The following is a 25,765-nucleotide window of genomic DNA, read 5'->3' as shown; positions in this document are numbered from 1 at the left end:
GGCGGAAAAAGACGCGATCTCATGGTGCGTTATGGGTTGGGATTGGTATAAGGTTCTGATGTTGTGATGTATTAATGTTTTGATGCCGGTTTGAAAGCGGGTTGGGGCGCAGGGCAATCGAGCGCCGTGCCAACGGATACGGAGGAATCATGCTGTTGACTACTGCACCTCACTTGCCATGACGACCGCCATGACATCAGCCACGCGCCCCAGTTGGGACAAGGTCCTGATCGATATCGTCGATTACGTACTGGATTACCGGGTCGGCTCCGATCTGGCCTACGAAACCGCACGCAACTGCCTGATCGATACCTTGGGTTGCGGTCTTGAAGCGCTGGAATACCCGGCCTGCACCAAGCTTCTCGGTCCGGTTGTGCTTGGCACGATCGTTCCCAACGGGGCCCGTGTACCCGGTACGCAGTTCCAGCTTGATCCGGTGCAAGCCGCGTTCAACATCGGCACGATGATCCGCTGGCTGGATTTCAACGACACCTGGCTCGCCGCCGAATGGGGACATCCTTCGGATAATCTCGGCGGCATTCTGGCGGTGGCCGACTGGCTGTCGCGCAATGCGGTGGCGACAGGAAAACGGCCGCTGGTCATGAAAAAGGTGCTGACCGGCATGATCAAGGCGCACGAAATTCAGGGCTGCATCGCACTCGAAAATTCCTTCAACAAAGTCGGTCTCGATCATGTCGTGCTGGTCAAGGTGGCATCGACTGCTGTCGTTGCGCAGATGCTCGGCCTGACGCGCGAAGAAATCCTCAATGCCGTATCGCTCGCGTGGGTCGACGGTCAATCGCTGCGTACCTATCGTCATGCGCCCAATACCGGTTCGCGCAAATCATGGGCAGCGGGCGATGCCACCGCGCGTGCCGTGCGACTGGCGCTGATGGCGAAGACCGGCGAGATGGGATATCCGTCCGTACTGACCGCCAGGGACTGGGGTTTCTACGATGTGCTGTTCGACGGTAAACCCTTCCATTTCCAGCGGCCCTATGGCAGCTACGTGATGGAAAATGTGTTGTTCAAAATTTCCTTTCCGGCCGAGTTCCACGCCCAGACAGCGGTGGAAGCGGCAATGACTCTGCATGCCGCATTGAAGAAGATCGGCAAGTCGGCAGAAGACATCAAAAAGATCACCATCCGCACACACGAAGCCTGCATTCGCATCATCGACAAGAAGGGACCGCTGAACAACCCGGCCGACCGTGACCACTGCATCCAGTACATGGTGGCCGTACCGCTGCTCTACGGCCACCTTACCGCAGCCGATTATGAGGATGACGTCGCCGTGGATCCACGCATTGACACATTGCGCGACAAGATCGTATGCGTGGAAGATCCGTTGTTCACCATCGATTATCACGATCCCTTCAAACGGTCGATTGCGAATGCGTTGACAGTCGAACTCACTACTGGCGAAGTACTGGATGAAGTTGTCGTCGAGTATCCCATCGGACATGCACGCCGGCGCAAGGAGGGCATCCCACTGCTGGAAGCGAAGTTCAGGACTAACTTGGCGCGCAGGTTTCCGACGAAGCAGCAGAAGGCGATTCTCGATGTGTCACTGGACCAGGCGACACTGGAAGCGATGCCAGTGAATGACTACGTGGACCTGTACGTCATCTGAGCTTCGATTTTTTCCTGCGTTTTCGCTTCGCGCGCATGGCGCGTCAGTGCTTAGTAAGTACTTAGTAAGACAGCAGTCCCATACTTGGACTTCAAGGTTGAATTACAAAAAAGAATTGCTTATGCCCTGCGATGACGCAGGGATATCATTCAGATAGGAGACGCCATGAACTTCCCGGATTTCTACCAGCAGTCGATCACCGATCCACAGGCATTCTGGGACAGGGAGGCCAAGCGAATCGACTGGAATGAGCCCTACACCCAGGTACTGGATTACGCCAATCCGCCATTTACCAAATGGTTTGTCGGCGGCAAAACCAATCTGTGCCATAACGCGGTCGATCGCTGGGTGGCGATGCAGGCTGACAAGCCAGCGCTGATCGCCATCTCGACTGAAACCGGCACGGAAAAGGTCTATAGCTTCAAGGAATTGCAAACAGAAGTCATGCGCGCTGCGGCGATGATGCAGTCTCTCGGCGTGGGCAAGGGCGATCGTGTGCTGATCTATATGCCCATGGTTGCGGAGGCGGTTTTTGCGATGCTCGCGTGCGCGCGTATCGGTGCGATTCATTCGGTCGTATTCGGCGGATTCGCTTCCAACAGCCTGGCCACGCGCATCGATGACGCGAAACCAACGTTGATCGTGTCCGCCGACGCCGGATCGCGCGCCGGCAAGGCGGTGGCTTACAAACCCTTGCTGGATGAGGCTATCCATCACGCGCAGCATAAACCCGCGCATGTGCTGATGGTCAATCGCGGTCTTGTGCCGACGACCATGGTAGCCGGGCGCGATGTCGACTATGCCGAGTTGCGTGAACAGCATTTCCATGCACAGGTGCCGGTGACCTGGCTGGAATCGAATGAGACTTCCTACATTCTCTATACCTCGGGCACGACCGGCAAGCCGAAAGGCGTACAGCGTGACGTCGGCGGTTATGCGGTTGCCCTTGCCGCATCGATGAAGCATATTTTCTGCGGCAATCCGGGGGAAACCTATTTTTCGACGTCGGACATCGGCTGGGTGGTTGGTCACTCCTACATCGTGTACGGACCGTTGATCGCCGGCATGGCGACTGTTCTGTACGAAGGCTTGCCGATCCGTCCCGATGCCGGTATATGGTGGAGCATCGTCGAGAAGTACAAGGTCACGCGCATGTTTTCCGCGCCGACCGCGGTGCGCGTGCTGAAGAAGCAGCCACCGGAATTCATGAAGAAATATGACCTGTCTTCACTGAAGGCCTTGTATCTGGCCGGTGAGCCGCTTGATGAAACGACGTCGGAGTGGATCGCGTCGGAACTCGGCGTGCCCATCATCGATAACTACTGGCAGACCGAAACCGGCTGGCCGATCCTGACGGTTGCCTGCGGCGTGGAAAACAAGGCGACACGCCTGGGCAGCCCCGGCGTACCGATGTACGGCTACAAGGTTAAGCTGATCAACGAATCGACCGGCGTGGAATGCGGCCCGAACGAGAAGGGCGTTGTGGTGATTGAGGGGCCGTTGCCGCCGGGATGCATGCAGACGGTGTATGGCGACGACGAACGTTTTGTCAAAACCTACTGGTCCAATTTCAAGGAACAGGTTTATTCGACCTTCGACTGGGGGATTCGCGATGCGGATGGTTACTACTTTATCCTGGGTCGCACGGACGACGTGATCAACGTCGCCGGGCATCGTCTCGGCACGCGTGAAATCGAGGAGAGCATCTCCAGCCATCCGAATGTGTCGGAAGTCGCGGTGGTGGGCGTCGAGGACAAGCTGAAGGGACAGGTCGCCGTGGCGTTTGCGATTCCGAAGAATGGCGACGCCTTGTCCAGCGCGGAAGCACGGAAGGCGCTGGAAGCCGAGGTGATGGCCGTGGTGGACAAACGGTTGGGTGCGGTGGCGCGTCCGGCGCGTGTGCATTTTGTGTCGCTGTTGCCGAAGACGCGGTCGGGGAAATTATTGCGACGCTCGATCCAGGCGATTTGCGAAGGCCGCGACCCGGGGGATTTGACGACGATTGAGGATCCGACGTCGTTGCAGCAGATTCGGGCGGTGTTGGCTGATCAGACGTAAGGAGTGTCGCGCTTAGGAGAAGGGCTCCTTCCCCCTTCTAGGGGGAAGGTTGGGATGGGGGTGTGAAGGTTGATCGCCTGACTGCGCTGGTTCGACCACCTGACCCCCATCCCAGCCTTCCCCCTGCGAAGGGGAAGGAGCCGGCAGCGGGTTGCGCGACGTACGTGGACGATTCAATTAGTGCGTCAACAGCACGCCAACCTACATCACTCAATCGTCGCCACCACCGGCGTATGATCCGACGGCTGTTCCCACTTGCGCGGCACCTTGTCGACCACACACGCCGTACACCGTGCAGCCAGCGGCGGCGACAGCAGGATATGGTCGATCCTTAATCCCATGTTCCGCCGAAAGGCCATCATCCGATAATCCCACCAGCTGTAGATCTTTTCCGGCTGCTCGAATAGCCGGAACGAATCCTTGAAGCCTAGAGCGATCAGCCGCTGGAACGCCGCGCGCTCAAGTTCGGACACCAGGACCTGGCCCTGCCATGCGACCGGATCATGCACATCGCGATCGTCCGGTGCGATGTTGTAGTCGCCCAGCAAGGCAAGACTCTCATAGGTCTTCAATTCATCTGCCAGCCAGTCGTGCAAGGCTTCCAGCCAGCGCAGCTTGTACTGATACTTATCCGACCCAACCGTCTGTCCGTTCGGGATGTAGGCACAGACCACGCGTACGCCTTCGATGGTCGCAGCAATGATGCGCTGCTGCTCATCCTCGAAGCGGGGATTATTCTTGACGACTTCGCTCATCGGATGCTTCGACAGGATGGCAACCCCGTTGTAGGTCTTCTGACCTGTGAAGACCACGTGATAACCCGCCGCTTCAATCTCCGCGACAGGGAACTTGTCATCGGTGAGCTTGGTTTCCTGAAGGCAAAGAACGTCGACAGGGTTTTCGGCCAACCATTGCAGTACCTGCGGCAAGCGTACTTTCAGGGAATTTACGTTCCAAGTGACAAGTTTCATAGCAGAGTGTTCTCAATACCGGCGCGGTGCCCCGCGCGTTCAGAATAAATAATGTCCGCTGCCGGCAGCGCCGGGAGCGGACAGATCGGATATACGGATCGCGTTTTCACACGTCCGGACAAGCGCCTATCAGGCAGCCTTCTTGCCGTTACCGTTTGCGCGATTCAGCAGGAATGTGGTCAGCAGGGGAACCGGTCGCCCAGTCGCACCTTTGGCCGCGCCGCTTTTCCAGGCCGTGCCCGCGATGTCCAGGTGAGCCCACAGATATTTACGGGTGTAACGCTCCAGAAAGCAGGCCGCCGTGATGCTGCCCCCTGGCGGACCGCCGATGTTGGCCATGTCGGCAAAGTTGGACTTAAGCTGTTCCTGATACGCGTCTTCGATCGGCATGCGCCATGCCGTGTCGCCGGACACCTTGCCCGCGGTGAGCAATTCATCCGCCAGACCGTCGTGATCATCGTCGTGGCGCGTGAACAGGCCGGTATTGTGATGGCCAAGTGCGGTCACGCAGGCGCCGGTCAGGGTTGCGATGTCGACCACTGCCGCCGGCTTGAAGCGCTCGACATAGGTCAGCGCATCGCACAGGATCAGGCGGCCTTCGGCATCGGTATTCAGGATTTCAATGGTCTGGCCGGACATCGACGTGACGATGTCGCCCGGCTTGGAGGCGCGGCCGGATGGCATGTTTTCGCAGGTCGGGATGACGCCGATGACGTTCAGCTTCAGGTTCATCTCGCCGATCGCACGGAAAGTGCCGAGCACCGATGCCGCCCCGCACATGTCGTACTTCATCTCGTCCATGTTGGCGCCCGGCTTGAGTGAAATGCCGCCGGTGTCGAAGGTGATACCCTTGCCTACGAGCACTATAGGCGCTTCCTTCGCCTTGCCGCCCATGTGCTTGATGACGATGAACTTCGGCGGTTCGTCACTGCCTTTGGTCACGGAGAGGAAGCTGCCCATCTTGAGGGCTTCGAGCTGCTTGCGTTCGAGGACTTCAACCCCGAAGCCGAAATCCTTGCCCAGCTGCTTGGCCGTATTGGCGAGGTAAGTCGGGGTGCAGATATTGGGAGGAAGATTGCCGAGTTCCTTGGCCAGGTCGACGCCGTTGGCCAGGGCGATACCTTGCGCAATCACGTTCTTGGCTGCGGCATCGGCACCCGCGCTCAGAAAGGCAATCTTTTTGACGCCGCGCGCAGGCGGTTCTTTTTCGCTCTTGGTCACGCTATAGCGATACTCGGCGTCGCGCACCGCCAGAATGGCGCAGCGAATGGCCCAGGCGGTATCGCGCTTCTTGACCTGGTCCAGCGGCAGGGCAATGGCAGCGTCCGCCGAACCGATCGACGAGAACGCCTTGGCGGTTGCCTGCAAGGCAGTGACAAATGTTTTGTCGGAGAGTTCGGTATCCGCCCCCAGGCCGACCAGCAGGATACGCTCGGCGGCAATGCCGTCCAGGCCGCGTAGCAGCAAGGTCGAGCCCGGCTTGCCGGTGATGTCGCCGGACTTCAGCGCCGCGGCGATCTGGCCCTTGCGATCCAGGGCCTGAGCGGCCTGCGACAGTTTCTTATCTTCAAATACGCCTACGGCGATGCAGCCTGACTTGAAACCGGCAAGTCCGGTTTTTGCGTCGAATGGTTTTATGCTAAAGTCCATGGTCACTCCTTTTGAGACGCAATTATAGTCTTCAATTCAATGATCTTTCAGCGCGCTCTTCGTCGCGAATTGGTAAGTACCGCCGGCGCTGTCTTCACCACGCTTTTTACGATCACGATTACCGTGATGTTGATCAAGATCCTCGGCCAGGCAGCCGGAGGAAAAATCGCATCGCAGGATGTCATCGCCCTGATCGGATTTGCGGCGCTTCGTTACCTTTCCGTGATCCTGATCCTGACCGGATTCATTTCGGTGCTGGTCGTCGTCACTCGCAGTTATCAGGACTCCGAAATGGTCGTCTGGTTCGCGTCCGGCATGAGTCTGTCAAAATGGATCGCGCCCGTGATGAGCTTCGGCATCCCCATCGTCATACTTATTACCTTGCTCAGCTTTTTTGTTACCCCATGGGCCAATCGCCAGAGTGCGGAGTTTCGTGAGCGCTTTCAGAAGCGCGAAGACATCGCGAGGGTCTCGCCGGGACGGTTCCAGGAATCCTCATCCGCCGACCGGATCTTCTTTGTTGAAGGTGTCAGCGGCGATGCGACCAAGGTCAGGAACGTCTTCGTCAATACCATACAAAACGGCAGGACCAGCGTCGTGGTGGCCAGGGAAGGAACAATCGCCATCGACGAACGTGGCGACAAGTTCCTCCTGATGGACAAGGGCCGGCGTTATGACGGTGTCGCGAGCCAGTCGGATTTCCGTGTCATTGAATTCGAGCGCTACGGTGTGCTGGTGGCGCGCCAGTCACAGGCACTGGTCGGCGACATGTCGGCCCGCTCGTTGTCGACACCGCTGCTCCTGGCTAACCTCAATAATTTCAACAGCGGCGAACTGGTCTGGCGTCTGTCCCTTCCGATCATGGGATTGCTGCTGATGCTGCTCGCCATCCCGCTCAGTTTTGTGAATCCGCGAGGCGGTCGGTCCGCCAACCTGTTGATCGCCTTGCTGCTGTTCATCATCTACAGCAACATGGTCAGCGTATTCCAGGCAGCAGTGGTGCAGAAACGGCTCACGCTGGAAACCGCCTGGTGGCCGCTGCATGTCGTTGCCGCCGCGCTGATTGCGTTCTTGTTCTCCTGGCGTCTGCTGGTGAACCATCCTTATCATCCGGCCAGCCTATGGGGAGCGTTCAAGCGCGCCATATTTGCCCGGAAGGCGGCGGCACAATGAAGGTCTTGCATCGTTATGTGGCACGCGAGATCATCGGCGCCGTCATCTTTGCGCTGGTAGCCTTTCTTGCGCTGTTTGCCTTTTTCGACCTGATCGGTGAACTGCCGCAGGTCGGTCGGGGTAATTATCAGCTTCAACATGCCTTTCTGTATGTCACGATGGGTCTGCCCGGTTATGTGTATGACCTGATGCCGATCGCCGCCCTGATCGGCAGCATTTATACCCTGGCACAGTTGGCGGCGCGTTCCGAATTTACGATCATGCGGGCGTCGGGGCTGTCGACCGGCATGGCGAGCTGGATGCTGGCACGGGTTGGAATCGTGCTCGTCATCGTGACTTTCCTGTTCGGCGAGTTTATCGCCCCCACGACCAGTGCGATGGCCGAAAAATGGAAGCTGCAGGCGCAGGGTGCGTCGGTGTCACAGGAGTTTCGTACCGGCTTATGGACCAAGGACGTCATCCGGCAAAACGGATTGACTGGCGAAACCATCGGGACGCGCTTCCTTAACGTCAAGGATGTGACGCCGGCCGGCCGTCTGCAAAACGTGAAGCTGTATGAGTTTGACCGTGATTTTCATCTGATTGCGGTGGTCACCGCAGCTTATGCCGATTATCAGGCCAGCAATGTCTGGCGGCTGTCGGATGTGACGGAGACAAGCTTCAGCACCAGGCTGAGCGATATCACGGCCACCATCTCAACCAAGACCTTGCCGACGCGCGACCTGGTGTCAGAAATTACGCCAAACATCCTGTCGGTGCTGTTTGCCGATCCGGACCGTATGTCGGCGTACGGACTGGCCACCTATACCCGCCATCTTGCGGAAAACAACCAGACGACAGAGCGTTACGAAATCGCGTTCTGGAAAAAGGTGTTTTATCCGTTTGCCGTGCTGGTGATGATGGCGCTGGCACTACCGTTTGCCTATCTGCATTTCCGTGCCGGTGGCGTCAGCCTCAAGATCTTTATCGGGATTATGATCGGTGTCAGCTTCCAGTTGCTCAACAGCCTGTTTTCGCATCTGGGCCTGCTTAATACCTGGCCTCCGCTGGCGACTGCGGTCTTGCCCAGTATGATGTTCCTTGTGATTGCGATCGGATCGCTGTGGTGGGTCCAAAAACATTAGGAAACCTGATGAAACATCGTGCCCTTGTCCTGTTCGCCCACGGCGCCCGCGATCCACGCTGGGCGGAGCCTTTCCAGCGTCTGCAGCGGATCGTCGAAGAGCAGAAGCCGGATGTCGCCGTGTCGCTGGCCTATCTTGAGTTAATGACGCCTCGCCTGCCGGAACTGGTGAAAGAGCTGGTCGAGGATGGCTGCAAGGAAGTGACCGTGGTTCCTGTCTTCTTCGGGCAGGGTGGCCATGTATTGCGTGACCTGCCGGTGATCATCGATGAAATCCGGCATCAATATCCGCTGCTGCAGATTACGGTCGCGCCCGCAGTTGGAGAGAGCTTGGATGTGCTGAACGCGATCGGGCAGTATTGCATTGAGGCGTTGGGGAACGGCTAGAGCGGATTTCATCGGAAGTGCCGTGTGGCGGGCCACACAAGCGACAAGCAACGCCGTCCTGCGCGTCAAGGCGGACCGAGGCGACAGTACACACGATGAAATCCGCTCTAGGATTGGCAGCTACTTCTGCAACGCTAATCTCTGCCCGAATCCCTTGGCGCAAACGCCTCGCCAATCATCACAAGCACCGGCCCCTGACAGCCTGATAATCCCTGTTCAAGGCCACCCAGGCTAAGACGCATCACGCGTTCATTCTCCCGGCTACAATTCTCCACCACGACGACCGGCAGGGCAGGAGAACGTCCCTGCGCCAGCAGCTTCTGTGCAGTGGCGATTGCTTCCTTGCCGCCCATGTACTGGATCAGCGTGTCGCAATCCGGAAGCGTCGTTTCTTCGGGATGATTGGGCGCGGTGCTGGAAGTAAAAAACGCCACGCTGCGGGCAATGCCCCGCTTGGTTAGCGGTTGCCTGGTGGATGCTGCCGCGGCGAGCGCTGCCGTGATGCCGGGAACAATCTCGACTTCGATGCCGGCCGCTTCGAGCGCGCGCAGCTCTTCATCGGCCCGTCCAAACAGCATGGGATCGCCGCCTTTCAGGCGTACTACCAGTGTGTACTTCTTCGCACAGGCGACCAGCTGCTCATTGATGACATGCTGGGCCGTCGAGCGCTGTCCGGATCGCTTGCCAACGGAAATCTTGTCGGCCTGTGGGCACAGGGCAAGCATATCTTCAGTTACGAGCGCGTCATACAGAACAACGTCGGCCTGAGAAAGAATGCGGGCGCCGCGGACCGTGATCAGGTCGGCGGCGCCGGGGCCGGCGCCAATCAGGTAGACCTTGCCGAGTGCCCGGCCTGCAACTTCATTTGATGGCATCGGCAGTAGCCCTGACTGATTTATTTAGCCAGTCGGATCATGCCTGCGGCCACCGTTTGGTGGGTCACTTCATCGATCAGGATGAAGGCACCAGTGGCACGAATGGCATCGTACGCATCGGCGGCGAGAGGCTGCTGCACGTTGATCGATACGGTAGCGATATCGTTGAGCCTGAGCGCGTCCGCGTTGCGGCGTTCCTGCGTATTGATATCCAGCAGCGTATCGATGGCAGTCACGCGCGCAGCGACCTGCTTGGTAGTGTGCTTGAGCCAGTACTTGCGACGCATGTCCAGCGGCTCTTCCGACAGCCAGCAGATATCGGCGTTGACGGTCTTCAGCAGCGTGGCAGGGGCTTCGGCTGCCGCCAGCATGTCGCCGCGCGAGATGTCGAGATATTCTTCCAGCAGCACGGTCACCGATTGCCCGGACGTCGCGCAATCGTGCGACCCGTCCAGCGTCAGGATATCCTTGACGGTCGCAGTCTGTCCGCTCGGTTGCACCACGAGCTTGTCGCCCTTGCGCACCTTGCCGGCTTCGATACGGCCCATATAGCCACGGAAATCGTTTGCTTCGTGACCGTTGTGGCGCGCGACCAGCTGCACTGGAAAACGCAACGGTTCTTCATGCGAATCTTCGTACACCGACAGCGATTCCAGCAGACTGATCAGGGTCGGGCCCTTGTGCCACGGCATCTTGTCGCCGGCTACAACGACATTGTCGCCAGCCAGCGCCGACAACGGAATCGGACGTACATCTTTCAGGCCGAGCTGTTTGGCGAAATCGAGATAAGCGCCGACGATGCGGTCATACACAGTCTGGTCATAGTTGACCAGGTCCATCTTGTTGACCGCGACAATCACGTGTTCAATGCGCAGCAGATGCGCAATCGTGGAATGGCGTTTGGTCTGTGTCAGCAGCGTCACGCTGCCGTCATCGCCCAGCTTGACCTTGGACACGTCGATCAGGATGATCACCGCGTCGGCGGTCGATGCGCCGGTCACCATGTTGCGCGTGTATTGTTCATGGCCAGGCGTGTCGGCAATGATGAACTTGCGCTTCGGCGTGGCGAAGTAGCGGTAGGCGACGTCGATCGTAATGCCTTGCTCACGCTCCGCTTCGAGGCCATCGGTCAGCAGCGACAGGTCGACGGTATCGCCTACGGTGCGCTTGTGCTTGGCACGGGAAATCGCATCAAGCTGGTCGGCGAAGATGCCCTTGCTGTCAAACAGCAGGCGACCGATCAGTGTGCTTTTCCCATCGTCCACCGAACCCGCGGTGATGAAACGCAGCAGGCCGCGTTCGGCGCCGGCATTGATCGACAGGGCTTGTTGTTCAGCTACGGCGTTCATCAGAAATATCCTTCTTTCTTGCGTTTTTCCATCGATGCTTCGGATGTCTGGTCATCCATGCGGGTCGCGCCGCGCTCGGTGATCTGGGTAACAGCGGTCTCGGCAATGATCGCGTCAACGTCTGCCGCGTCGGAGGCGACCGGGCAGGTGCAGGAGATGTCACCGACGGTACGGAAGCGCACGACGCGCTTTTCAACGGCTTCGCCTTCGCGCGGCGGTGTCAGGTCGGTCAGCGGCACCAGCAGGCCGTTGCGTGGAATGACTTCGCGTTCATGCGCGAAATAGATCGGCGGCAGCTCCAGCTTCTCGCGGGCGATGTATTGCCAGACGTCGAGCTCGGTCCAGTTCGAGATCGGGAATACACGCATGTTTTCACCCGGATGCACGCGGGTGTTGTACAGGTCCCAGAGTTCCGGGCGCTGGGCCTTCGGATTCCACTGGCCAAATTCATCGCGGAAGGAAAAAATGCGTTCCTTCGCACGGGCTTTTTCCTCGTCACGGCGGGCACCACCGATGCAGGCGTCAAACTTGTGTTCGGCAATGGTTTCCAGCAGCGTCACAGCCTGTGCCGCATTGCGTGAATCGGTCTGCGGATTGCGCAGCCGCACCGTGCCGCGCTTGATGGAATCTTCCACCGAGCCGACGATCAGGCGCTCACCCAGTTCAGCCACGCGCTTGTCGCGGAAGGTGATCACTTCCGGGAAGTTGTGGCCGGTGTCGATATGGACCAGCGGGAACGGGAACTTGCCCGGACGGAAAGCCTTTTCAGCGATACGAAGCAGAACAACGGAATCCTTGCCGCCGGAAAAGAGCAGGGCGGGATTGGTGCATTCCGCAGCGACCTCGCGCATGATGTGGATCGCTTCCGACTCCAGCCAGTCAAGGTGACGGTTGCTGGCGGCATCCAGAAAAAGTTTTTCGACTGCGGTATTCATAATGTTATCCATGCCATCGTTGTTACGCTATTTGATTCTTCCCGTTCTCGATAGAGATCAGGATGTCGCGACTGCCTTGATTCTGATCAGCTTGCCGTCAACCACATGCAGGCCGCATTCCTTGGAGTCGGGGTTTTCCCACCACCAGCGGCCGGCGCGTACATCCTCGCCAGGCTGGATCGCCCGCGTGCACGGTTCGCAGCCGATCGACGGATAACCCTTGTCATGCAGCGGGTTGTACGGCACGTTGTTGCTGCGAATGTAGTTCCATACGTCTTCCTCGGACCAGTCGGCCAGGGGATTGAACTTGGTCATTCCATGCGCAACGTCGTCTTCCTGTACCGCCAGTTCGGCACGGGTGGTTGACTGCGCGCGGCGTTGGCCGGTCACCCATGCCTTGTTGCCAGCGAGGGCGCGGTTCAGCGGCTCGACCTTGCGGATGCGGCAGCATTCCTTGCGCATGTCCACGCTGTCATAGAAGGCGTTGAGGCCATTCTGCGCAACGTAAGCATCGATCGCCACAGTCTCTGGCTTGTACAGCGCGACCTCGTAGCCATAGGTTTCCCGGATGCGGTCGACCATGGCCAGTGTTTCCTTGTGCAGGCGACCGGTTTCCAGCGTAAAAATGCCAATCGGCAGTTTCGCCTTCAGGATCAGGTCGGTCAGCACCATGTCTTCCGCAGCCAGGCTGGACGCGAATACCGCCGGCGAAAATTCGTCGGCAATACGCTGCAGCGTCGCCGTCGTATTGTCGACCAGGGTGTTCAAATCGCTCATGCCGACACTCCGGAGCGCTGCACACGGCGGAACAGCGGCGACTTCTGGTCCCACGAGGCCTGATAGACCTCGGAGAAATCGGTCAGTCCCTTGAGTGCATCATGGATGTTCTTGTCTTCACGCACGGCAAAGGCGTCGAAGCCCACGCGCTGCATGTAGAAGAGCTGGTCGCGCAGCACATCGCCGATGGCGCGCAGTTCGCCGGTATAGCCGAGACGGGCACGCAGGTTGTAGGCGATTGAATAGCCACGGCCATCCGCGAACTTCGGGAAGTCGACGGCGACGACCTTGAAGTGCGACAGCTCATCCTTCAGTTCTTCCGGGCGCTCGCTGCTGGCGATCCACACGCCGAGGTCGGCACGGCCTTCCAATGCGGCGCGTTGCTGCTGCCAGACTTTCAAAGGCACGATCACCTTGCCCGCCGGGATCGCAACGGTGTCGGCCGTGTCGTTCTCCGTCAGGCGCAATACGGTCCAGTCATCCGAAACGACTGCCTTGTTCTTGATGATGTTACGCATACGCGTCTTCTCCTGTCTTGTGTTCGATGACGATCGGTGTCGCGTAGACGAATTCCTTGAACGGCGCAACGCCGATACGGCGCGCCGTATCGATAAAGAGTTCATCTTCGTTGCGCTCGCGCAGGTAGACCTGCAGGATGCGGTCGATCACTTCCGGCATCTGGTGCGCGGAGAACGACGGGCCGATGATCTTGCCGATGCTCGAATTGTTGCCTTGCGCGCCGCCCACCGATACCTGGTACCACTCGCTGCCGTCCTTGTCGACGCCAAGAATGCCGATATGGCCGACATGGTGGTGGCCGCAGGAGTTGATGCAGCCGGAGATGTTCAGTTCGATTTCACCGATGTCGTGCTGGAAATCGAGGTTGTCAAAACGCTCGGCGATGTCCGACGCGATCGGGATCGACTTGGCATTGGCGAGCGCGCAGAAGTCACCACCCGGGCAGCAGATCATGTCGGTCAGCAGGCCGATGTTCGGTGTTGCCATACCATGCGCTTTGGCTTCTTCCCAGACCCTGATCAGGTCCGATTGCTTGACATCCGACAGCACCAGGTTCTGTTCGTGCGTGACGCGCAGTTCGCCGAAGCTGTAACGATCGGCCAGGTCGGCGGCGAATTCCATCTGCTCGGCCGTCGCGTCGCCCGGCGGCACGCCGGTTTTCTTCAGCGACAGCACGACCGCAGCGTAACCGGACACTTTGTGCGGCTTGACGTTGCGCTTGATCCAGTTGGAGAACGCCTTGTTGTCGGACTTGAGCTGTTCGACGGCGGCATCGTTCGCCGGCAGCGTCTCGTATGCGGGTGCGGTGAAATAGGCGGCGACGCGGGCAAGTTCTTCTTCGGTCAGCGTGCTGGGGCCATCCTTGATGTCAGCCCATTCTTCTTCAACCTGGCGCGCGAATTCTTCAATCCCGATGGCTTTTACCAGGATCTTGATGCGTGCCTTGTACATATTGTCGCGGCGGCCGTACTGGTTGTAGACGCGCAGGATCGCTTCGATGTAGCTCATCACGTGCTGCCACGGCAGGAAGGCACGGATTTCGCTGCCAAGGATAGGCGTGCGACCCATGCCGCCGCCCACCAGCACGCGGAAGCCGACCTCGCCCTGTTCGTTCTTTACGACCGACAGGCCGATGTCATGCACCATGATCGCGGCACGATCTTCCAGCGCACCGTTGATGGCGATCTTGAACTTGCGTGGCAGGAAGGCGAATTCAGGATTGAAGGTGCTCCACTGGCGCAGGATTTCGGCGTACGGACGCGGATCGATGATCTCGTCAGGGGCAATGCCGGCAAATTCATCGGAAGTGATGTTGCGCACGCAGTTGCCCGAAGTCTGGATCGCATGCATTTCGACCGATGCCAGCTTGGACAGGATTTCAGGTGTGTCTTCGAGCTTGATCCAGTTGAACTGGATGTTCTGGCGCGTCGTGAAATGTCCGTAGCCACGGTCATATTCGCGGGCAATGTGCGCGAACATGCGCATCTGTTTGGAAGAAAGCAGGCCGTAGGGAACGGCAATGCGCAGCATGTAAGCATGGCGCTGGTAATACAGGCCGTTCTGCAGGCGCAGCGGACGGAACTCATCTTCCAGCAGCTCATTGGACAGCCGGCGGCGCACCTGGTCGGCATACTGTGCGACGCGTTCCTTGACGATCTGATGATCATATTGGTCGTAACGATACATCTTCTTCTTCCAATCTTAAAAAACCATTTTGGCGGCGACACCCGTCAGCGTGGTAGCCAGCAGGCCGCGCAGAATTTTTTCCGGAACCGCTTTCGCGGCCAGTGAACCGAGGGTAATGCCGGGAACCGAACCGATCAGCAGGGTGACCAGCAGTTCCCAGTTGATGGAACCGAGATACCAGTGGCCGGCAGCAGCAATGGCTGTCAGCGGAACCGCATAGGCGATATCGGTACCGGCAATCTCCGCCGGGGATAGGCGAGGATACAGTAATACAAGAATGGTCGCACCGACTGCTCCGGCGCCGATGGAAGAGATCGTGACCAGAGTGCCGAGCAGGACGCCCACAACAATTGTGGCGACCATCAGGTTGCGGCCTTGCAACTGCTTTTCGGGATGGGCAAGTATCCAGGCTTGCATGCGGCTGCGGAACAGCAGTGCTGCGACCGTAAGCAGGACCGACCCGGCGATGGAATAACGAATGATCTGGCCGATCTGCTTGTCCAGTGCGCCGAAGTATTTCAGCGCCAGTGTGGCGAACAGGGCGGCAGGCAGCGCGCCATAGCAAAGGTGGCGGACCACTTCCCACCGTACCGTGCCGCGCACACGATGGGCAAGGGTGCCGGCGGTCTTCGTGGCGGACGCAAAAGCGAGGTCGGTCCCAACCGCCACGGTTGGCGAAACGCCAAACATGAGCGTAAGCAATGGCGTCATCAGCGAACCGCCACCGACGCCAGTCAGGCCGACCAGCAGGCCAACCGCAAATCCGGAAACTACATAAGAAACAGTCATGTCACCTCGCGCAAAGGAATGTAAATCGTAATAAACTAATTCCTTATTCCAAACTACTTAGTATTTATTTGCTTATATGCTCATTTGGCATATGCAAGAACAAAAAATAAGGTAGTGTTGCCATAAGGGAAACAATGAATCTCCATCAACTGCGGTTTGTGCGCGAGGCCGTCCGCCAAAACTTCAACCTGACCGAAGCCGCAAAAGCGCTCTACACTTCCCAGCCCGGCGTTTCCAAAGCCATCATCGAACTCGAGGAAGAACTGGGCGTCGATATTTTCACCAGGCATGGTAAGCGCATCCGTGGCTTGACCGAGCCAGGGCGGGCCGTGCTTCGCTCGGTTGAACTGATCATGCAGGAGATCGAGGGGCTCAAGCGCATCGGAAAGGAATTCGCGGCGCAGGACAGCGGCAGTTTTACCATTGCCACCACCCATACGCAGGCGCGCTATGCGTTGCCGAAAGTCGTGCAGGCGTTTACGCAGAAGTTTCCCAAAGTCAGGCTGTCGCTGCTGCAAGGCAATCCCAAGCAGATTGCGGAAATGGTATTGAAGGATCAGGCCGACCTTGCCATCGCGACCGAAGCCATCGCCAGCATTGACGGCTTGATTACTTTGCCTTGTTATCAATGGGAACATGTGGTGGTGGTTCCACACGGACATCCCTTGCTGGATGCAAAAGTCATCACGCTGGAAGAGATCGTCCACTATCCGCTGATCACTTATGACAGTGCATTTACCGGCCGCGCGAAGATTGATCATGCATTTGCGATTCGGGAACTGAAGCCAGATATTTTCCTGGAAGCCATTGATGCCGACGTCATCAAGACCTACGTCGAGCTAGGCATGGGGGTCGGCATCATTGCCGGTATGGCCTTCGATGCGGAAAGGGATAAGGGTTTGCAGGCAATTTCCGTCGGTCACCTGTTCGGATCGAACGTGTCGCGGGTCGCGCTGAAGCAGGGCGCCTATTTGCGCAGCTATGTATACAGCTTTATCGAACTGCTGACGCCGACCATGAACCGTAAGCTGATCGAACAGGTCATGAGCGGCGAAAAGGATAGCTACGAACTATGAAGCCGGTCCCGGGAAGGCAAATGCAGGCACTGGCCACGTGGCCGATCGACCAGCGCCGCCAGATCGACTTCGTGCTTACAGATATCGACGATACGCTGACGACGGATGGAGCGCTCCTGCCGGAGGTGTTGGCCGCCATTAATGACTTTCGCAGCATTGGCATACGCGTGATTGCCGTGACGGGACGTCCGACCTATTGGGCCATGCCCCTGTTGAAACTATGCCGGTTTGACGCCGTGATTGCCGAAAATGGCGCCAGCGCGTTCTGGGATGACGCGCAGGGGCGGCTGCAATCGTGGTTCTATGCAGATGTCTCTACGCGAAAACAGCACCGCGCGGCGCTGGAAGAATTTGTACCGGTGCTGCAGCGGCGCTTCCCCGACTTGCCGGTCGCCGACGATGCGCCGCAGCGTGTGGGAGATCTGGCGTTTGATATCGGTGAAAACGTCCAGCCCAGGACAACGGATGACATAGCCGCCATCGTGCAGTTCATCACCTCGCACGGCTTTTATGCCACCGTCAGCAGTATCCATGCGCACGCGTCCCTGGCACACTTTTCCAAGCAGATTGCCAGCGCGCATGTGCTTGAAAGCGTCTTCGGAATTATTGATGCGGATGCGTGTAAACGCTGCCTTTTTATTGGCGATTCAGGCAACGATGCGGCGATGTTTGCGCATTACCCCTATACCGTGGGAGTCGCCAATATCAGCAAGCACCTTGCCTGGCTGGATGTCGCTCCCGCTTACGTCACGCAACAAGCCTGTGGCGCAGGCTTTGTAGAAGCTGCACGCGCTGTGCTGGCCGCGCATGGCATCCCGGAACACAAAAACATTTCTGCCCAGTAACCCTTTATTTGGGTTAAAATCGCCCCCGTCATTGGGGAGTAGCCGCCCTCCGAAAGCGAGAGGGGCTTGCGTCAACAGACTTAACCTGCGTCATCGACAGCAGGTTATGGCGCAAGCGATCCAGGTTTGGCGAGACCTTTGACCATGCCGCCTCAGCTTAGGGCCGGAAGGCGCATGGTCATTGGTATCTGTCCGGCCCTGGAGCACTTATGGAAGCATTCTTCATTTCGACCGGAATCGTTGCCCTCGCAGAGATGGGCGACAAGACGCAACTTCTTTCCCTGCTGCTTGCAGCCAGATTCCGGCGTCCGGTCCCTATCATCCTTGGCATCCTCGTAGCAACCTTGCTCAATCACGCCTTTGCGGGCGCGCTTGGCAGCTGGCTGACTTCACTCGTCGGCAAGGACGTCCTGCGCTGGATACTTGGTTTGTCTTTTCTCGCAATGGCCGCCTGGACCATGATCCCCGACAAGCTCGACGACGTTGATGCCAAGCCCGCGCGCTTCGGCATCTTTGGTGCGACAGCGGTAGCGTTCTTCCTCGCTGAAATGGGGGACAAGACACAGGTGGCGACCATCGCACTGGCAGCAAAATATGCTGCTTTTATCCCTGTAGTAGCCGGGACAACCCTGGGCATGATGCTCGCCAATGTGCCGGCCGTATTCATCGGCAGCCGGATCATGCACGTCGTGTCGCTCAAGCTCGTGCATGGCATCGCTGCGGCAATTTTCGCAATCCTCGGCGTACTGACTCTCCTGAACGTCGGCAACCTTCTGTAAGCAATTCCCAGGCTGCTGATGCTGGTCAACGACGTTTCGCTGCGTAACCTGATTCCCGGTGAACTGGCAAAAGGCTTTGGCTTTTTCCAGTCCAAACCGGCGTCCAGTTTTTCACCGGGTGCCGTTACGCCGGACGAGCCAAGATGGACTTGATGCCTTTGCCTGACCGATCGCCTCCCAGTTTATACTGAGCGGTCCACACGTATCGTCAAGGAGAGTCTGATGCACAGCCTGTTTCCCGCCTGGCCATTGATGGCTGCGTTCTTCCTGGCCAGTCTGGCGCTGGCGGTTACGCCCGGACCTGGTGTGATCTATGTCGTAACACGTACGCTGGCGCAGGGTCGTCGCGCTGGCGTGGCATCAGTCGCCGGTGTGGCCTTGGGAAATCTTGGTAACGCGATCGGTGCGGCAATCGGACTTGCTGCATTGTTTGCCGTTTCGTCGATTGCCTTTACTGTCGTCAAATATACCGGCGCGGCCTACCTGATCTATCTAGGCATAAAGACGCTGCGCGCACCTGTTACACCTGTTGCAGCCGCTGAGGATGCTGCACAAGCTATCGGGCAGGAAGAAAAGTTCGATACCACAAACATCAGGCGTATTTTCCGCGATGGCTTCCTGGTTGCATTACTCAACCCGAAGACGACGATTTTCTTTGCGGCTTTCCTGCCACAGTTCATGGATCCTGCCGCACCGGCGGTGTTGCAAAGTATTTCTCTCGGCGCGGTCTTCGTGCTCATCGCCGCGACAACGGATTGTGTTTATGTGTCCGTCGCGAGCGCCGTGGCACCAATGCTGAACCGCATGCGCGGCGCTGGTGCAATTGGGCGATATGTGACTGCGAGTACCTTTATCGGGTTAGGGATATTTACTGCTTTTGCGGGCGGGCGTTCAGCCAAATAAATCTTTGTATTCAACACCCGTGTATTGCATCGCATGCCGGCGGAGCGCTGACACGGGTACTCAAGCACTCGACAAGAAAAAAGCCCGGAACGCTTGGCGTTTCCGGGCTTTGTTTTATGCCGCCTTGATCAGGCTGCGAGTCGGGCCGGGTTGGTGATCTTGCATCCGTCGAGCAGGAAGGCAAGGCTGATAACGAGCACCAGTTCGCCTTCAGCCGAGCGGGCAGTACCGTTGACACCCGGAACGGCGAGGGCGGTTAGTGGTTTGATCACGAGGTCCGCCGTACCGTCCACGGCTTCCACCGCCAGGATGTAAGGCTGGGGCGCCGCGATCACGATGCCGACCTTTTCCTTGCACTCTTCGTAACCAAGGATGCCGGCCAGCGAACGTACCGCGAGCGGGCGGCCCTGGTCGCGCAGGACCGGTGCGCCACCGACTTCGGAAAACTCTTCCGGCAATTCAACCACACGCTGCACGACGGCCATTGGCATCGCCAGGGCAGCGCCGGCGGTACGTACCAGCATGGTCGGAACGATGGACAGTTCGATCGGCAGGCGGATCGTGAAGCGCGTACCTTCGCCCAGCGTGGAATCGATGCGGATTGCACCGCGATGCTTTTCCACGGCGGTCTTCACAACGTCCATGCCGACGCCGCGACCCGATACGCTGGAGGCGACTTCCTTGGTCGAGAAGCCGGGCAGGAAAATCAGTTGCAGCGATTCTTCGGTGGTCTGTGCGGCGTTCTCGCCGATCAAGCCTTTGGCGAGCGCCTTGGTGCGCAGCTTGACCGGGTCCATGCCTTTGCCGTCGTCTGAAATCTCGATCATGACGCTGCTGCCTTCCTGCCATGCTTTCAGCAGGATCGTCGCCTTGGCGGGTTTCGGTGTGGCGGCGCGTTCGTCTGCAGTTTCGATGCCATGGTCGAGCGCATTGCGCAGCATGTGGACCAGCGGGTCGTACAGGCTGTCGACGACCACGCGATCGACTTCCGTCTCCGCACCTTCGATGATCAGGTCGACATCCTTGCCAAGGTCCTTGGCCAGTTCGCGCACCAGACGCGGAAATTTCTGGAACAAACGTCCGACCGGTTGCATGCGGGTCGACAGGGTTGCGCGTTGCAGTTCGGTCGAATAGCGTGACGCGCGGCTGAGCGTTTCCTGCAGCGTTGCCATCAGCGCGGCAGCCTGGCCTTCAAACTTGAACTGAGAAAGTTTTTCGAGCAACACGCTAGCCTGATTGGCGGCCTGCACTGATTCGCCTGCGACTTCGAGCAGGGCATCCAGCTTGATCGCATCGATCCGGATGCTGTCTTCCTTGACCTGCGCAGTGATCGGGCGGCTTTGCTCGTCAGGCGCGGGCTTGGCCAAAGGCGTGACATTGGTCGGCGCACTCGCAGCGAGTACGGCGGCCGTGGCGGTATCGGGGAGGGTGCCGGCAGGCACGACCGCGCGATAGAGCGCTTCCCAGTCCAGCCCGTCCTCAGACATGGCTGATCCGCTAGCGATCGCGATGGCAGCCCCGGCCTCGGCCGCAGCCTCCGTGGCGACCGCGACTGATGCGGCAGCCGCCGGAGCTTCATTCTTGCCTTCAATCGCCTGCGTCAGGATGTCTTCCAGGGCAGCAGGCATTGCCGGCAACGAGTCGGGCGATGCACCGTTGGCCAGTTGCTTGAGCTGGTCGCCGACAAAACCGCTGGCTTGCAGGCCAGCCTCGATGGCGGTCGGCGTCACCGGTACCTGGCCGGTACGCAAGCCATCGAACAGGTTTTCCGTCAGGTGGCAGGCCGACACAATGGCCGGCAGGTTCATGAAGCCCGCGCCGCCCTTGATCGTATGGAAGGAGCGGAACAGCGCATTCAGGGTGTCGGTGTCGTCGGGGCGCCGCTCCAGAGAGAGCAGGTGCTCCTCGACGTTCGTTGCCAGGTCTAGCGCCTCGACAACGAATTCCTTGAGCATGTCATCCATTAGAACCCCAGATCAGCAAGCAAGCTATCCACATCATCCTGTGCCATGGCGACGCCGGGAGCGGCCGGGCCTTGCATCAGATCGACCGGTTTACTTTCGGCGGCGGCAATAGCGGCTTTCACTTCGGGCGGCGCATTGTCGCGCAACACCTGCGCCAGTTCGCGTTCCGCGGTGCTGGTGATATGGACGATTTTCTTGATCAGCTGACCGGTGATGTCCTGGAAATCCTGGGCCATCATGATGTCCAGCAGACGAGCCTTTTCGGTTTCCGTGGCTTCCATGACAACGCTGGCAAACTGACGGGAATCGCCGGCCAGCGCCTTGAATTCATCGATGCTCAGCTTGCCGTCGAACAGCATGGCCCAGCGGGCCTCAATGTCCCTGGCTTTTTTGGACAAGGCTTCCTGTTCCGGAATGCAGGTATCGACCGTGTTAAGCACCTTGTTGGCAGCTTGTTCAGTCAGCGAAGCGACGTGCTCGAGACGGCCCTGGGCATCGGTAATCTGGCTGGCCACATCGGACAACGAGCGGTCGTAGCCGAGCTGACGGAGCGAATCGTGCAGCATGCGCACGATGCCGCCAAGGCGTTCGTACATCGGCTTGTCGGACTGGTCTTCGTCGTGCTCCTGGGTGGCGGTCTCGCCAACAACCAGTTCCGTGACGTGTTCGCTGCTTTCGCTGACAATTTCGGATTCAGGTGCGGGCGCCGGTGGAGCAGCTGTTTCTACGCGTTGCGCGGCTACTTCGTCAAACAGTGCTTCAAGGTCATCTGCAGCGTCGGTCATATCGGTACATCCCTTTGTTCGTAGTCAGCCTGATCATCGGCGGCGGTCGAACACCGGTCGCCATGTCGGAATCGTTGTTCCGACATCCATCGTGTATTCGCCGCACGCCCTGGTAAAGACGCTTCAGCCGGGAAGCGCGCAGATACGGGCGCCCGCGCGTACTTCCCATGCTGATTGACTACGATTATCGACTACGAATTTCTTCTGCGCAACACGAACATGCTGCGGCAACCCGGATGAACCTTAAACTCACCCTAAACTGTTGCGATTGTTACGATGCGTATTCGTCAGGCAAACCCGACGAGCGCCAAGTTGCCTTATCGTCTATTGAATCTCTGTCAAGAGTTCAAGCGTGGCTTTATATAAAGGATGGTCCGTATCGGCAAAGGCATCGCAGATAGTAAGGTGGTTGAGCCCGGGCAGCGGCACATCGGCGCGATGATTCGGCTTCCATGCATTGGCGATCAGCTCGGTCTGACGCCGGAACTCGTCCGATTCCAGCGCCCCATAGGCAGTAATAAATGGCGCCGGATTGGGCTGTGGCATGAGAGCTGGTGAAAGCACGGGAACATCCTCTTCGGTCAGCTTGAGGTCCACATTGACGAAGTCCGCATAGCGCACCGGATCCAGATCGTACAATCCCGACATCAGGATGCCGCCCTTGATCAGGTTGGCTGGCAAGTCACTTCCATAAATATCCCAGTGTGCGGCCATCATCATCGCGGCCAGATGTGCACCCGCGGAATGACCGGCGACGACAATACGGTCCCGGTTGAAGTCATACTTGTCGGCATTGCGGTAAAGCCAGGCGAGGGCACGCAATTGCTGCTGCACGATTTCCGCGATCGAGGCGTGCGGCGCCAAGGTGTAGTTGGTCAGCGCGACATTGAAGCCGGCGCGCGCGTAGGCTGGGGCGAGAAAGGAAAAGTCAGCCTTGTCGAGCGAGCGCCACCATCCGCCGTGAATAAATACCAGCAAGGGGGCATCCCCGCGGCTGGCCGGAAAGAAGTCCAGTCTTTCGCCACTGGCGTCGCCATAGGTAATGTCAAACAGTGCCGGCTGGCTGCGCCTGACCTGCATCGATTCCTTCAACCAGCGGGTGAAGATATAAGGGTGGTCAGGGATGGACGCGCGGGCGTTGTACTGCTGGCTGTAGTATTCGGTTCTGTCGGTCATGGAAGGCGCATTCATCGTTTGCAGTTATCCGGTCAGTATCCGCTTGTATAGCGGATAAAAGAGAGAGTTTAACGGGGATTGCAGGCGCAAGCATGACGAATTGACGTGCGGTCGTGCAGGGGCTTACACTGCGTGCATTCTGGTGCCCGCAACCGCAATCGCGGTTGCAGTTAAACGGGAAACACGACGCCGGCGCAAGCGCCCAAGAGTTCAATTCTTGAATTCTTGAACTTGCCGGCCTAACGTGTGCTGCCCCCGCAACGGTAAGCAAGCGTCGTCTCCTGACGGCAGCCGGCCTCGATGCCACTATGCAGTTTGCATGGGAAGGCGGCCCGGTCAGTCTTGCCAGCCCGGATACCGGCCGGAATGGTGCATGAGCGGAACAGGTTCATGCACCCAGCGCATGCAGGCGGGGTTTCCTGCGGCTTCATCCCCCATTCAGAGTTTGCCACATGCCTATTACGCCCATTCCTTCTGTCGCATTGACAGTCGATACCGTCCTGTCCACACAACTTGATGCCGCGATCAACAACAAGACAAAACCGCTCGGCAGCCTCGGCATGCTCGAATCGCTCGCGCACCAGATCGGCCTGATCCAGCAAACGGTAACGCCCCGGCTCATCGCTCCGACCATCGTGGTGTTTGCCGGCGATCACGGCGTGGTAGAGGAAAACGTATCCGCATTCCCCCAAAGCGTGACCTGGCAGATGGTCGAGAATTTTCTGGCCAACGGGGCAGCCATCAATGTGTTCGCGCGCCAGAATGGCTGCGCGTTGCAGGTCGTCGATGCTGGTGTGAATCACGACTTCGGCGCGCGCTCTAATTTGATCGATCGTAAGGTCGCCTACGGTACGCACAACTTTGCAAAGGCGCCGGCGATGACCCGTGAGCAATGCACGTTAGCGCTGGAGCATGGCGCCGCGTTGGTTGGCCGGCTCGAAGGCAATGTGATCGGCTTCGGTGAAATGGGCATCGGCAACACGACCTCGGCAGCGGCATTGATGCACAAGATGACGGGCGTTTCGCTGCATGCATGCGTCGGTGCAGGCACAGGCCTGTCGGCGGAGGGCGTTGCACACAAATTGCATGTGATTGAACAAGCGGTAAAACTGCACGCGAACGCCAGCGATGCGCTCAGCGTGCTTGCCACCTTTGGCGGTTTTGAAATCGCGATGATGGTCGGTGCGATGCTGGCCGCGGCGGAGCGCCGCATGGTGCTGCTGATTGACGGCTTCATTGTTACCAGCGCTTTACTGGTTGCGGCAAAGTTGCAACCGGCCATTCTCGATTACTGCGTATTCTCGCATTGCTCCGATGAACGCGGGCATAGTCAGATGCTCGACCATTTGAAAGCCCGTCCGCTGCTGCAGCTTGGCCTGCGCCTGGGCGAGGGTAGCGGCTGCGCTCTTGCGCTGCCTCTATTGCGTTCCGCCGTCAATTTCCTCAATGAGATGGCCACCTTTGCATCCGCGCAGGTCAGCGAAAAGGAAGCGTAAACGTTATGCAGCCCTCCGTCACGCCTGCTCTCTCTATCGCGAGGAACTGCCTGCATCAAGTCAGGTTGTTCTTCATCGCCCTGCAATTTTTTACCCGACTGCCGATTCCGCGCTGGGTAGGTTTCGAGCCGGACTGGCTGCATCACGCCAGCCGCTATTTTCCGGCGGTGGGTATTGTGGTTGCGGCTGTCACTGCCGCTGTGTATTGGCTCACCAGCCTGCTGCTGCCGCCTGCGGTCGCAGTTCTCCTTTCCACCATCGCAGGGATCTATCTGACCGGGGCATTCCACGAAGACGGATTTGCCGATACCTGCGATGGACTCGGTGGCGGCATGACGCGTCAGCGCGTGCTGGAGATCATGACGGATTCACGCATTGGCGCGTACGGTGCGATCGGCATCATATTGCTGCTCGCACTGAAATGCGCGACGCTCGCTTATTTGCCGCCGCAGTCGGTGCTCGCCGCATTAATGATCGCGCATCCCTTGTCGCGCCTGGCGGCATCATCGCTGATCTGGCGGCTCGCGTATGCAAAGACCGAAGGCAAGGCCAAACCGCTTGCGCAACGCATGACAAACGGAGAGTTCGTCATTGCGGCAAGCGCCGCATTGCTGCCCGCCCTGGTATTGCTTGCGCTAGGCTGGATACCGTGGCAGAGCCTGCTGGCAGCGATCGCTGCATGTGCTCTTCCGACGTTGTGGCTCGCCTGTAAATTTATTCGCCGCCTTGGTGGTTACACCGGCGACTGTCTCGGCGCAGTCCAGCAGGTGAGCGAAGCAAGCTGTTATCTCGCCTTGCTGGCGATGGTGCACTGAC

Annotated in this window: 23 protein-coding genes, 1 pseudogene and 2 riboswitches; of the genes and pseudogenes, 12 read left to right on the top strand and 12 right to left on the bottom strand. The window is 58.5% G+C overall.

The genetic code is table 11. The features are described 5' to 3' along the window. Positions 1-178 precede the first annotated feature (178 nt). Positions 179-1,633: a bifunctional 2-methylcitrate dehydratase/aconitate hydratase gene (locus ASE07_RS08835; protein ID WP_057290434.1), complete on the top strand. Its 1,455-nt coding sequence runs from the start codon at positions 179-181 to the stop codon at positions 1,631-1,633. Between the two features lie 165 nt (positions 1,634-1,798). Further along, a complete protein-coding gene (locus tag ASE07_RS08830) occupies positions 1,799-3,691 on the top strand; it encodes a propionate--CoA ligase (RefSeq protein WP_057290433.1) in 1,893 nt (630 codons plus the stop codon). Positions 3,692-3,897: 206 nt separating this feature from the next. On the opposite strand, the gene xth is transcribed toward ASE07_RS08830, so the two are convergent. Both xth and ASE07_RS08820 read right to left on the bottom strand, forming a co-directional pair. Beyond that, the gene (xth, locus tag ASE07_RS08825; protein ID WP_057290432.1) at positions 3,898-4,662 is read right to left on the bottom strand and encodes an exodeoxyribonuclease III; all 765 of its coding nucleotides are present in this window, start codon (positions 4,660-4,662) and stop codon (positions 3,898-3,900) included. Positions 4,663-4,791: 129 nt separating this feature from the next. After that, positions 4,792-6,312, bottom strand: a complete 1,521-nt coding sequence (locus ASE07_RS08820) for a leucyl aminopeptidase (protein WP_057290431.1) — start codon at positions 6,310-6,312, stop codon at positions 4,792-4,794. 39 nt (positions 6,313-6,351) lie between these two features. Between ASE07_RS08820 and lptF the strand changes: the two genes are divergently transcribed. Genes lptF through ASE07_RS08805 form a run of 3 tightly spaced genes read left to right on the top strand, consistent with a single transcriptional unit; the run spans position 6,352 to position 8,995 of the window. Then, complete coding sequence (gene lptF / locus ASE07_RS08815; protein ID WP_057290430.1) at positions 6,352-7,485, top strand: LPS export ABC transporter permease LptF; 1,134 nt, start codon at positions 6,352-6,354, stop codon at positions 7,483-7,485. Further along, the gene (gene lptG / locus ASE07_RS08810) at positions 7,482-8,609 is read left to right on the top strand and encodes an LPS export ABC transporter permease LptG (RefSeq protein WP_057290429.1); all 1,128 of its coding nucleotides are present in this window, start codon (positions 7,482-7,484) and stop codon (positions 8,607-8,609) included. Before lptF ends, lptG begins: the two co-directional genes overlap by 4 nt. An 8-nt stretch (positions 8,610-8,617) precedes the next feature. Continuing rightward, entirely contained in the window at positions 8,618-8,995 is a 378-nt protein-coding gene (locus ASE07_RS08805) for a sirohydrochlorin chelatase (protein WP_057290428.1), read from the top strand. A 134-nt stretch (positions 8,996-9,129) separates the two neighbouring features. Here ASE07_RS08805 and cobA read toward each other — a convergent pair whose 3' ends face one another. The 7 genes from cobA to ASE07_RS08770 are packed head-to-tail and all read right to left on the bottom strand — an operon-like array spanning position 9,130 to position 15,925. After that, positions 9,130-9,870, bottom strand: a complete 741-nt coding sequence (cobA, locus tag ASE07_RS08800; RefSeq protein WP_057290427.1) for a uroporphyrinogen-III C-methyltransferase — start codon at positions 9,868-9,870, stop codon at positions 9,130-9,132. 20 nt (positions 9,871-9,890) lie between these two features. Continuing rightward, entirely contained in the window at positions 9,891-11,219 is a 1,329-nt protein-coding gene (locus tag ASE07_RS08795; protein WP_057290426.1) for a sulfate adenylyltransferase subunit 1, read from the bottom strand. Then, complete coding sequence (cysD, locus tag ASE07_RS08790; protein ID WP_057290425.1) at positions 11,219-12,154, bottom strand: sulfate adenylyltransferase subunit CysD; 936 nt, start codon at positions 12,152-12,154, stop codon at positions 11,219-11,221. The genes ASE07_RS08795 and cysD overlap by 1 nt, the downstream gene beginning before the upstream one ends. 57 nt (positions 12,155-12,211) lie before the next feature. Further along, on the bottom strand, positions 12,212-12,931 hold the full coding sequence (locus ASE07_RS08785) for a phosphoadenylyl-sulfate reductase (RefSeq protein WP_057290424.1): 720 nt from the start codon (positions 12,929-12,931) through the stop codon (positions 12,212-12,214). Then, positions 12,928-13,449 carry a DUF934 domain-containing protein gene (locus ASE07_RS08780; protein WP_057290423.1) on the bottom strand — a complete coding sequence of 174 codons (522 nt, stop codon included), beginning with the start codon at positions 13,447-13,449 and terminating at the stop codon, positions 12,928-12,930. Before ASE07_RS08780 ends, ASE07_RS08785 begins: the two co-directional genes overlap by 4 nt. Continuing rightward, positions 13,442-15,136 carry a nitrite/sulfite reductase gene (locus tag ASE07_RS08775; RefSeq protein WP_057290422.1) on the bottom strand — a complete coding sequence of 565 codons (1,695 nt, stop codon included), beginning with the start codon at positions 15,134-15,136 and terminating at the stop codon, positions 13,442-13,444. The genes ASE07_RS08780 and ASE07_RS08775 overlap by 8 nt, the downstream gene beginning before the upstream one ends. A 15-nt stretch (positions 15,137-15,151) precedes the next feature. After that, entirely contained in the window at positions 15,152-15,925 is a 774-nt protein-coding gene (locus ASE07_RS08770) for a sulfite exporter TauE/SafE family protein (protein ID WP_057290421.1), read from the bottom strand. Between the two features lie 134 nt (positions 15,926-16,059). Here ASE07_RS08770 and ASE07_RS08765 point away from each other — a divergent pair, with 134 nt between their 5' ends. The 5 genes and pseudogenes from ASE07_RS08765 (at position 16,060) to ASE07_RS08750 (ending at position 19,528) form a co-directional block, all read left to right on the top strand. Then, positions 16,060-17,001 (top strand): CysB family HTH-type transcriptional regulator, encoded by a 942-nt coding sequence (locus ASE07_RS08765; protein ID WP_057290420.1) that lies wholly within the window; start codon positions 16,060-16,062, stop codon positions 16,999-17,001. Beyond that, positions 16,998-17,846, top strand: a complete 849-nt coding sequence (locus ASE07_RS08760; RefSeq protein WP_057290419.1) for an HAD-IIB family hydrolase — start codon at positions 16,998-17,000, stop codon at positions 17,844-17,846. Before ASE07_RS08765 ends, ASE07_RS08760 begins: the two co-directional genes overlap by 4 nt. A 21-nt stretch (positions 17,847-17,867) precedes the next feature. Further along, positions 17,868-18,054, top strand: a riboswitch (yybP-ykoY riboswitch). 1 nt (position 18,055) lies between these two features. Beyond that, on the top strand, positions 18,056-18,625 hold the full coding sequence (locus ASE07_RS08755; RefSeq protein WP_057290418.1) for a TMEM165/GDT1 family protein: 570 nt from the start codon (positions 18,056-18,058) through the stop codon (positions 18,623-18,625). 9 nt (positions 18,626-18,634) lie between these two features. Next, a pseudogene (locus ASE07_RS29405) lies at positions 18,635-18,763 on the top strand (fumarylacetoacetate hydrolase family protein); the annotation flags it as partial. 84 nt (positions 18,764-18,847) lie between these two features. After that, complete coding sequence (locus ASE07_RS08750) at positions 18,848-19,528, top strand: LysE family translocator (protein WP_057290417.1); 681 nt, start codon at positions 18,848-18,850, stop codon at positions 19,526-19,528. A gap of 128 nt (positions 19,529-19,656) precedes the next feature. On the opposite strand, the gene ASE07_RS08745 is transcribed toward ASE07_RS08750, so the two are convergent. The 3 genes from ASE07_RS08745 to ASE07_RS08735 form a co-directional block, all read right to left on the bottom strand. Continuing rightward, positions 19,657-21,492, bottom strand: a complete 1,836-nt coding sequence (locus tag ASE07_RS08745) for a chemotaxis protein CheA (protein ID WP_057290416.1) — start codon at positions 21,490-21,492, stop codon at positions 19,657-19,659. Beyond that, positions 21,492-22,277: a protein phosphatase CheZ gene (locus ASE07_RS08740; RefSeq protein WP_057290415.1), complete on the bottom strand. Its 786-nt coding sequence runs from the start codon at positions 22,275-22,277 to the stop codon at positions 21,492-21,494. Before ASE07_RS08740 ends, ASE07_RS08745 begins: the two co-directional genes overlap by 1 nt. Positions 22,278-22,601: 324 nt before the next feature. Then, entirely contained in the window at positions 22,602-23,453 is an 852-nt protein-coding gene (locus tag ASE07_RS08735; RefSeq protein WP_156396477.1) for an alpha/beta hydrolase, read from the bottom strand. Between the two features lie 123 nt (positions 23,454-23,576). Further along, positions 23,577-23,833: riboswitch (cobalamin riboswitch) on the top strand. Positions 23,834-23,905: 72 nt separating this feature from the next. Here ASE07_RS08735 and cobT point away from each other — a divergent pair. Continuing rightward, complete coding sequence (gene cobT / locus ASE07_RS08730) at positions 23,906-24,949, top strand: nicotinate-nucleotide--dimethylbenzimidazole phosphoribosyltransferase (RefSeq protein ID WP_057290413.1); 1,044 nt, start codon at positions 23,906-23,908, stop codon at positions 24,947-24,949. 5 nt (positions 24,950-24,954) lie between these two features. Then, complete coding sequence (locus tag ASE07_RS08725) at positions 24,955-25,764, top strand: adenosylcobinamide-GDP ribazoletransferase (protein ID WP_057290412.1); 810 nt, start codon at positions 24,955-24,957, stop codon at positions 25,762-25,764. The last annotated feature ends 1 nt before the right edge of the window (position 25,765 follow it).

The organism is Noviherbaspirillum sp. Root189 (assembly GCF_001428545.1).
Lineage (GTDB): Bacteria > Pseudomonadota > Gammaproteobacteria > Burkholderiales > Burkholderiaceae_D > Noviherbaspirillum.
The sequence above is the reverse complement of the archived record's forward strand: the minus strand, read 5'-3'. Positions and strand labels throughout refer to the sequence as shown.

Bases quoted from the DNA above. Each gene is read 5' to 3' on its own strand.
- ASE07_RS08805 (WP_057290428.1), top strand. From the start codon at position 8,618: ATGAAACATCGTGCCCTTGTCCTGTTCGCCCACGGCGCCCGCGATCCA.
- ASE07_RS08770 (WP_057290421.1), bottom strand. From the start codon at position 15,925: ATGACTGTTTCTTATGTAGTTTCCGGATTTGCGGTTGGCCTGCTGGTC.
- ASE07_RS08830 (WP_057290433.1), top strand. From the start codon at position 1,799: ATGAACTTCCCGGATTTCTACCAGCAGTCGATCACCGATCCACAGGCA.
- ASE07_RS08780 (WP_057290423.1), bottom strand. From the start codon at position 13,449: ATGCGTAACATCATCAAGAACAAGGCAGTCGTTTCGGATGACTGGACC.
- ASE07_RS08795 (WP_057290426.1), bottom strand. From the start codon at position 11,219: ATGAACGCCGTAGCTGAACAACAAGCCCTGTCGATCAATGCCGGCGCC.
- xth (WP_057290432.1), bottom strand. From the start codon at position 4,662: ATGAAACTTGTCACTTGGAACGTAAATTCCCTGAAAGTACGCTTGCCG.
- ASE07_RS08820 (WP_057290431.1), bottom strand. From the start codon at position 6,312: ATGGACTTTAGCATAAAACCATTCGACGCAAAAACCGGACTTGCCGGT.
- ASE07_RS08745 (WP_057290416.1), bottom strand. From the start codon at position 21,492: ATGGATGACATGCTCAAGGAATTCGTTGTCGAGGCGCTAGACCTGGCA.
- ASE07_RS08785 (WP_057290424.1), bottom strand. From the start codon at position 12,931: ATGAGCGATTTGAACACCCTGGTCGACAATACGACGGCGACGCTGCAG.
- ASE07_RS08740 (WP_057290415.1), bottom strand. From the start codon at position 22,277: ATGACCGACGCTGCAGATGACCTTGAAGCACTGTTTGACGAAGTAGCC.
- cobA (WP_057290427.1), bottom strand. From the start codon at position 9,870: ATGCCATCAAATGAAGTTGCAGGCCGGGCACTCGGCAAGGTCTACCTG.
- ASE07_RS08735 (WP_156396477.1), bottom strand. From the start codon at position 23,453: ATGACCGACAGAACCGAATACTACAGCCAGCAGTACAACGCCCGCGCG.
- cobT (WP_057290413.1), top strand. From the start codon at position 23,906: ATGCCTATTACGCCCATTCCTTCTGTCGCATTGACAGTCGATACCGTC.
- ASE07_RS08755 (WP_057290418.1), top strand. From the start codon at position 18,056: ATGGAAGCATTCTTCATTTCGACCGGAATCGTTGCCCTCGCAGAGATG.
- ASE07_RS08835 (WP_057290434.1), top strand. From the start codon at position 179: ATGACGACCGCCATGACATCAGCCACGCGCCCCAGTTGGGACAAGGTC.
- ASE07_RS08775 (WP_057290422.1), bottom strand. From the start codon at position 15,136: ATGTATCGTTACGACCAATATGATCATCAGATCGTCAAGGAACGCGTC.
- ASE07_RS08765 (WP_057290420.1), top strand. From the start codon at position 16,060: ATGAATCTCCATCAACTGCGGTTTGTGCGCGAGGCCGTCCGCCAAAAC.
- cysD (WP_057290425.1), bottom strand. From the start codon at position 12,154: ATGAATACCGCAGTCGAAAAACTTTTTCTGGATGCCGCCAGCAACCGT.
- lptG (WP_057290429.1), top strand. From the start codon at position 7,482: ATGAAGGTCTTGCATCGTTATGTGGCACGCGAGATCATCGGCGCCGTC.
- lptF (WP_057290430.1), top strand. From the start codon at position 6,352: ATGATCTTTCAGCGCGCTCTTCGTCGCGAATTGGTAAGTACCGCCGGC.
- ASE07_RS08725 (WP_057290412.1), top strand. From the start codon at position 24,955: ATGCAGCCCTCCGTCACGCCTGCTCTCTCTATCGCGAGGAACTGCCTG.
- ASE07_RS08760 (WP_057290419.1), top strand. From the start codon at position 16,998: ATGAAGCCGGTCCCGGGAAGGCAAATGCAGGCACTGGCCACGTGGCCG.
- ASE07_RS08750 (WP_057290417.1), top strand. From the start codon at position 18,848: ATGCACAGCCTGTTTCCCGCCTGGCCATTGATGGCTGCGTTCTTCCTG.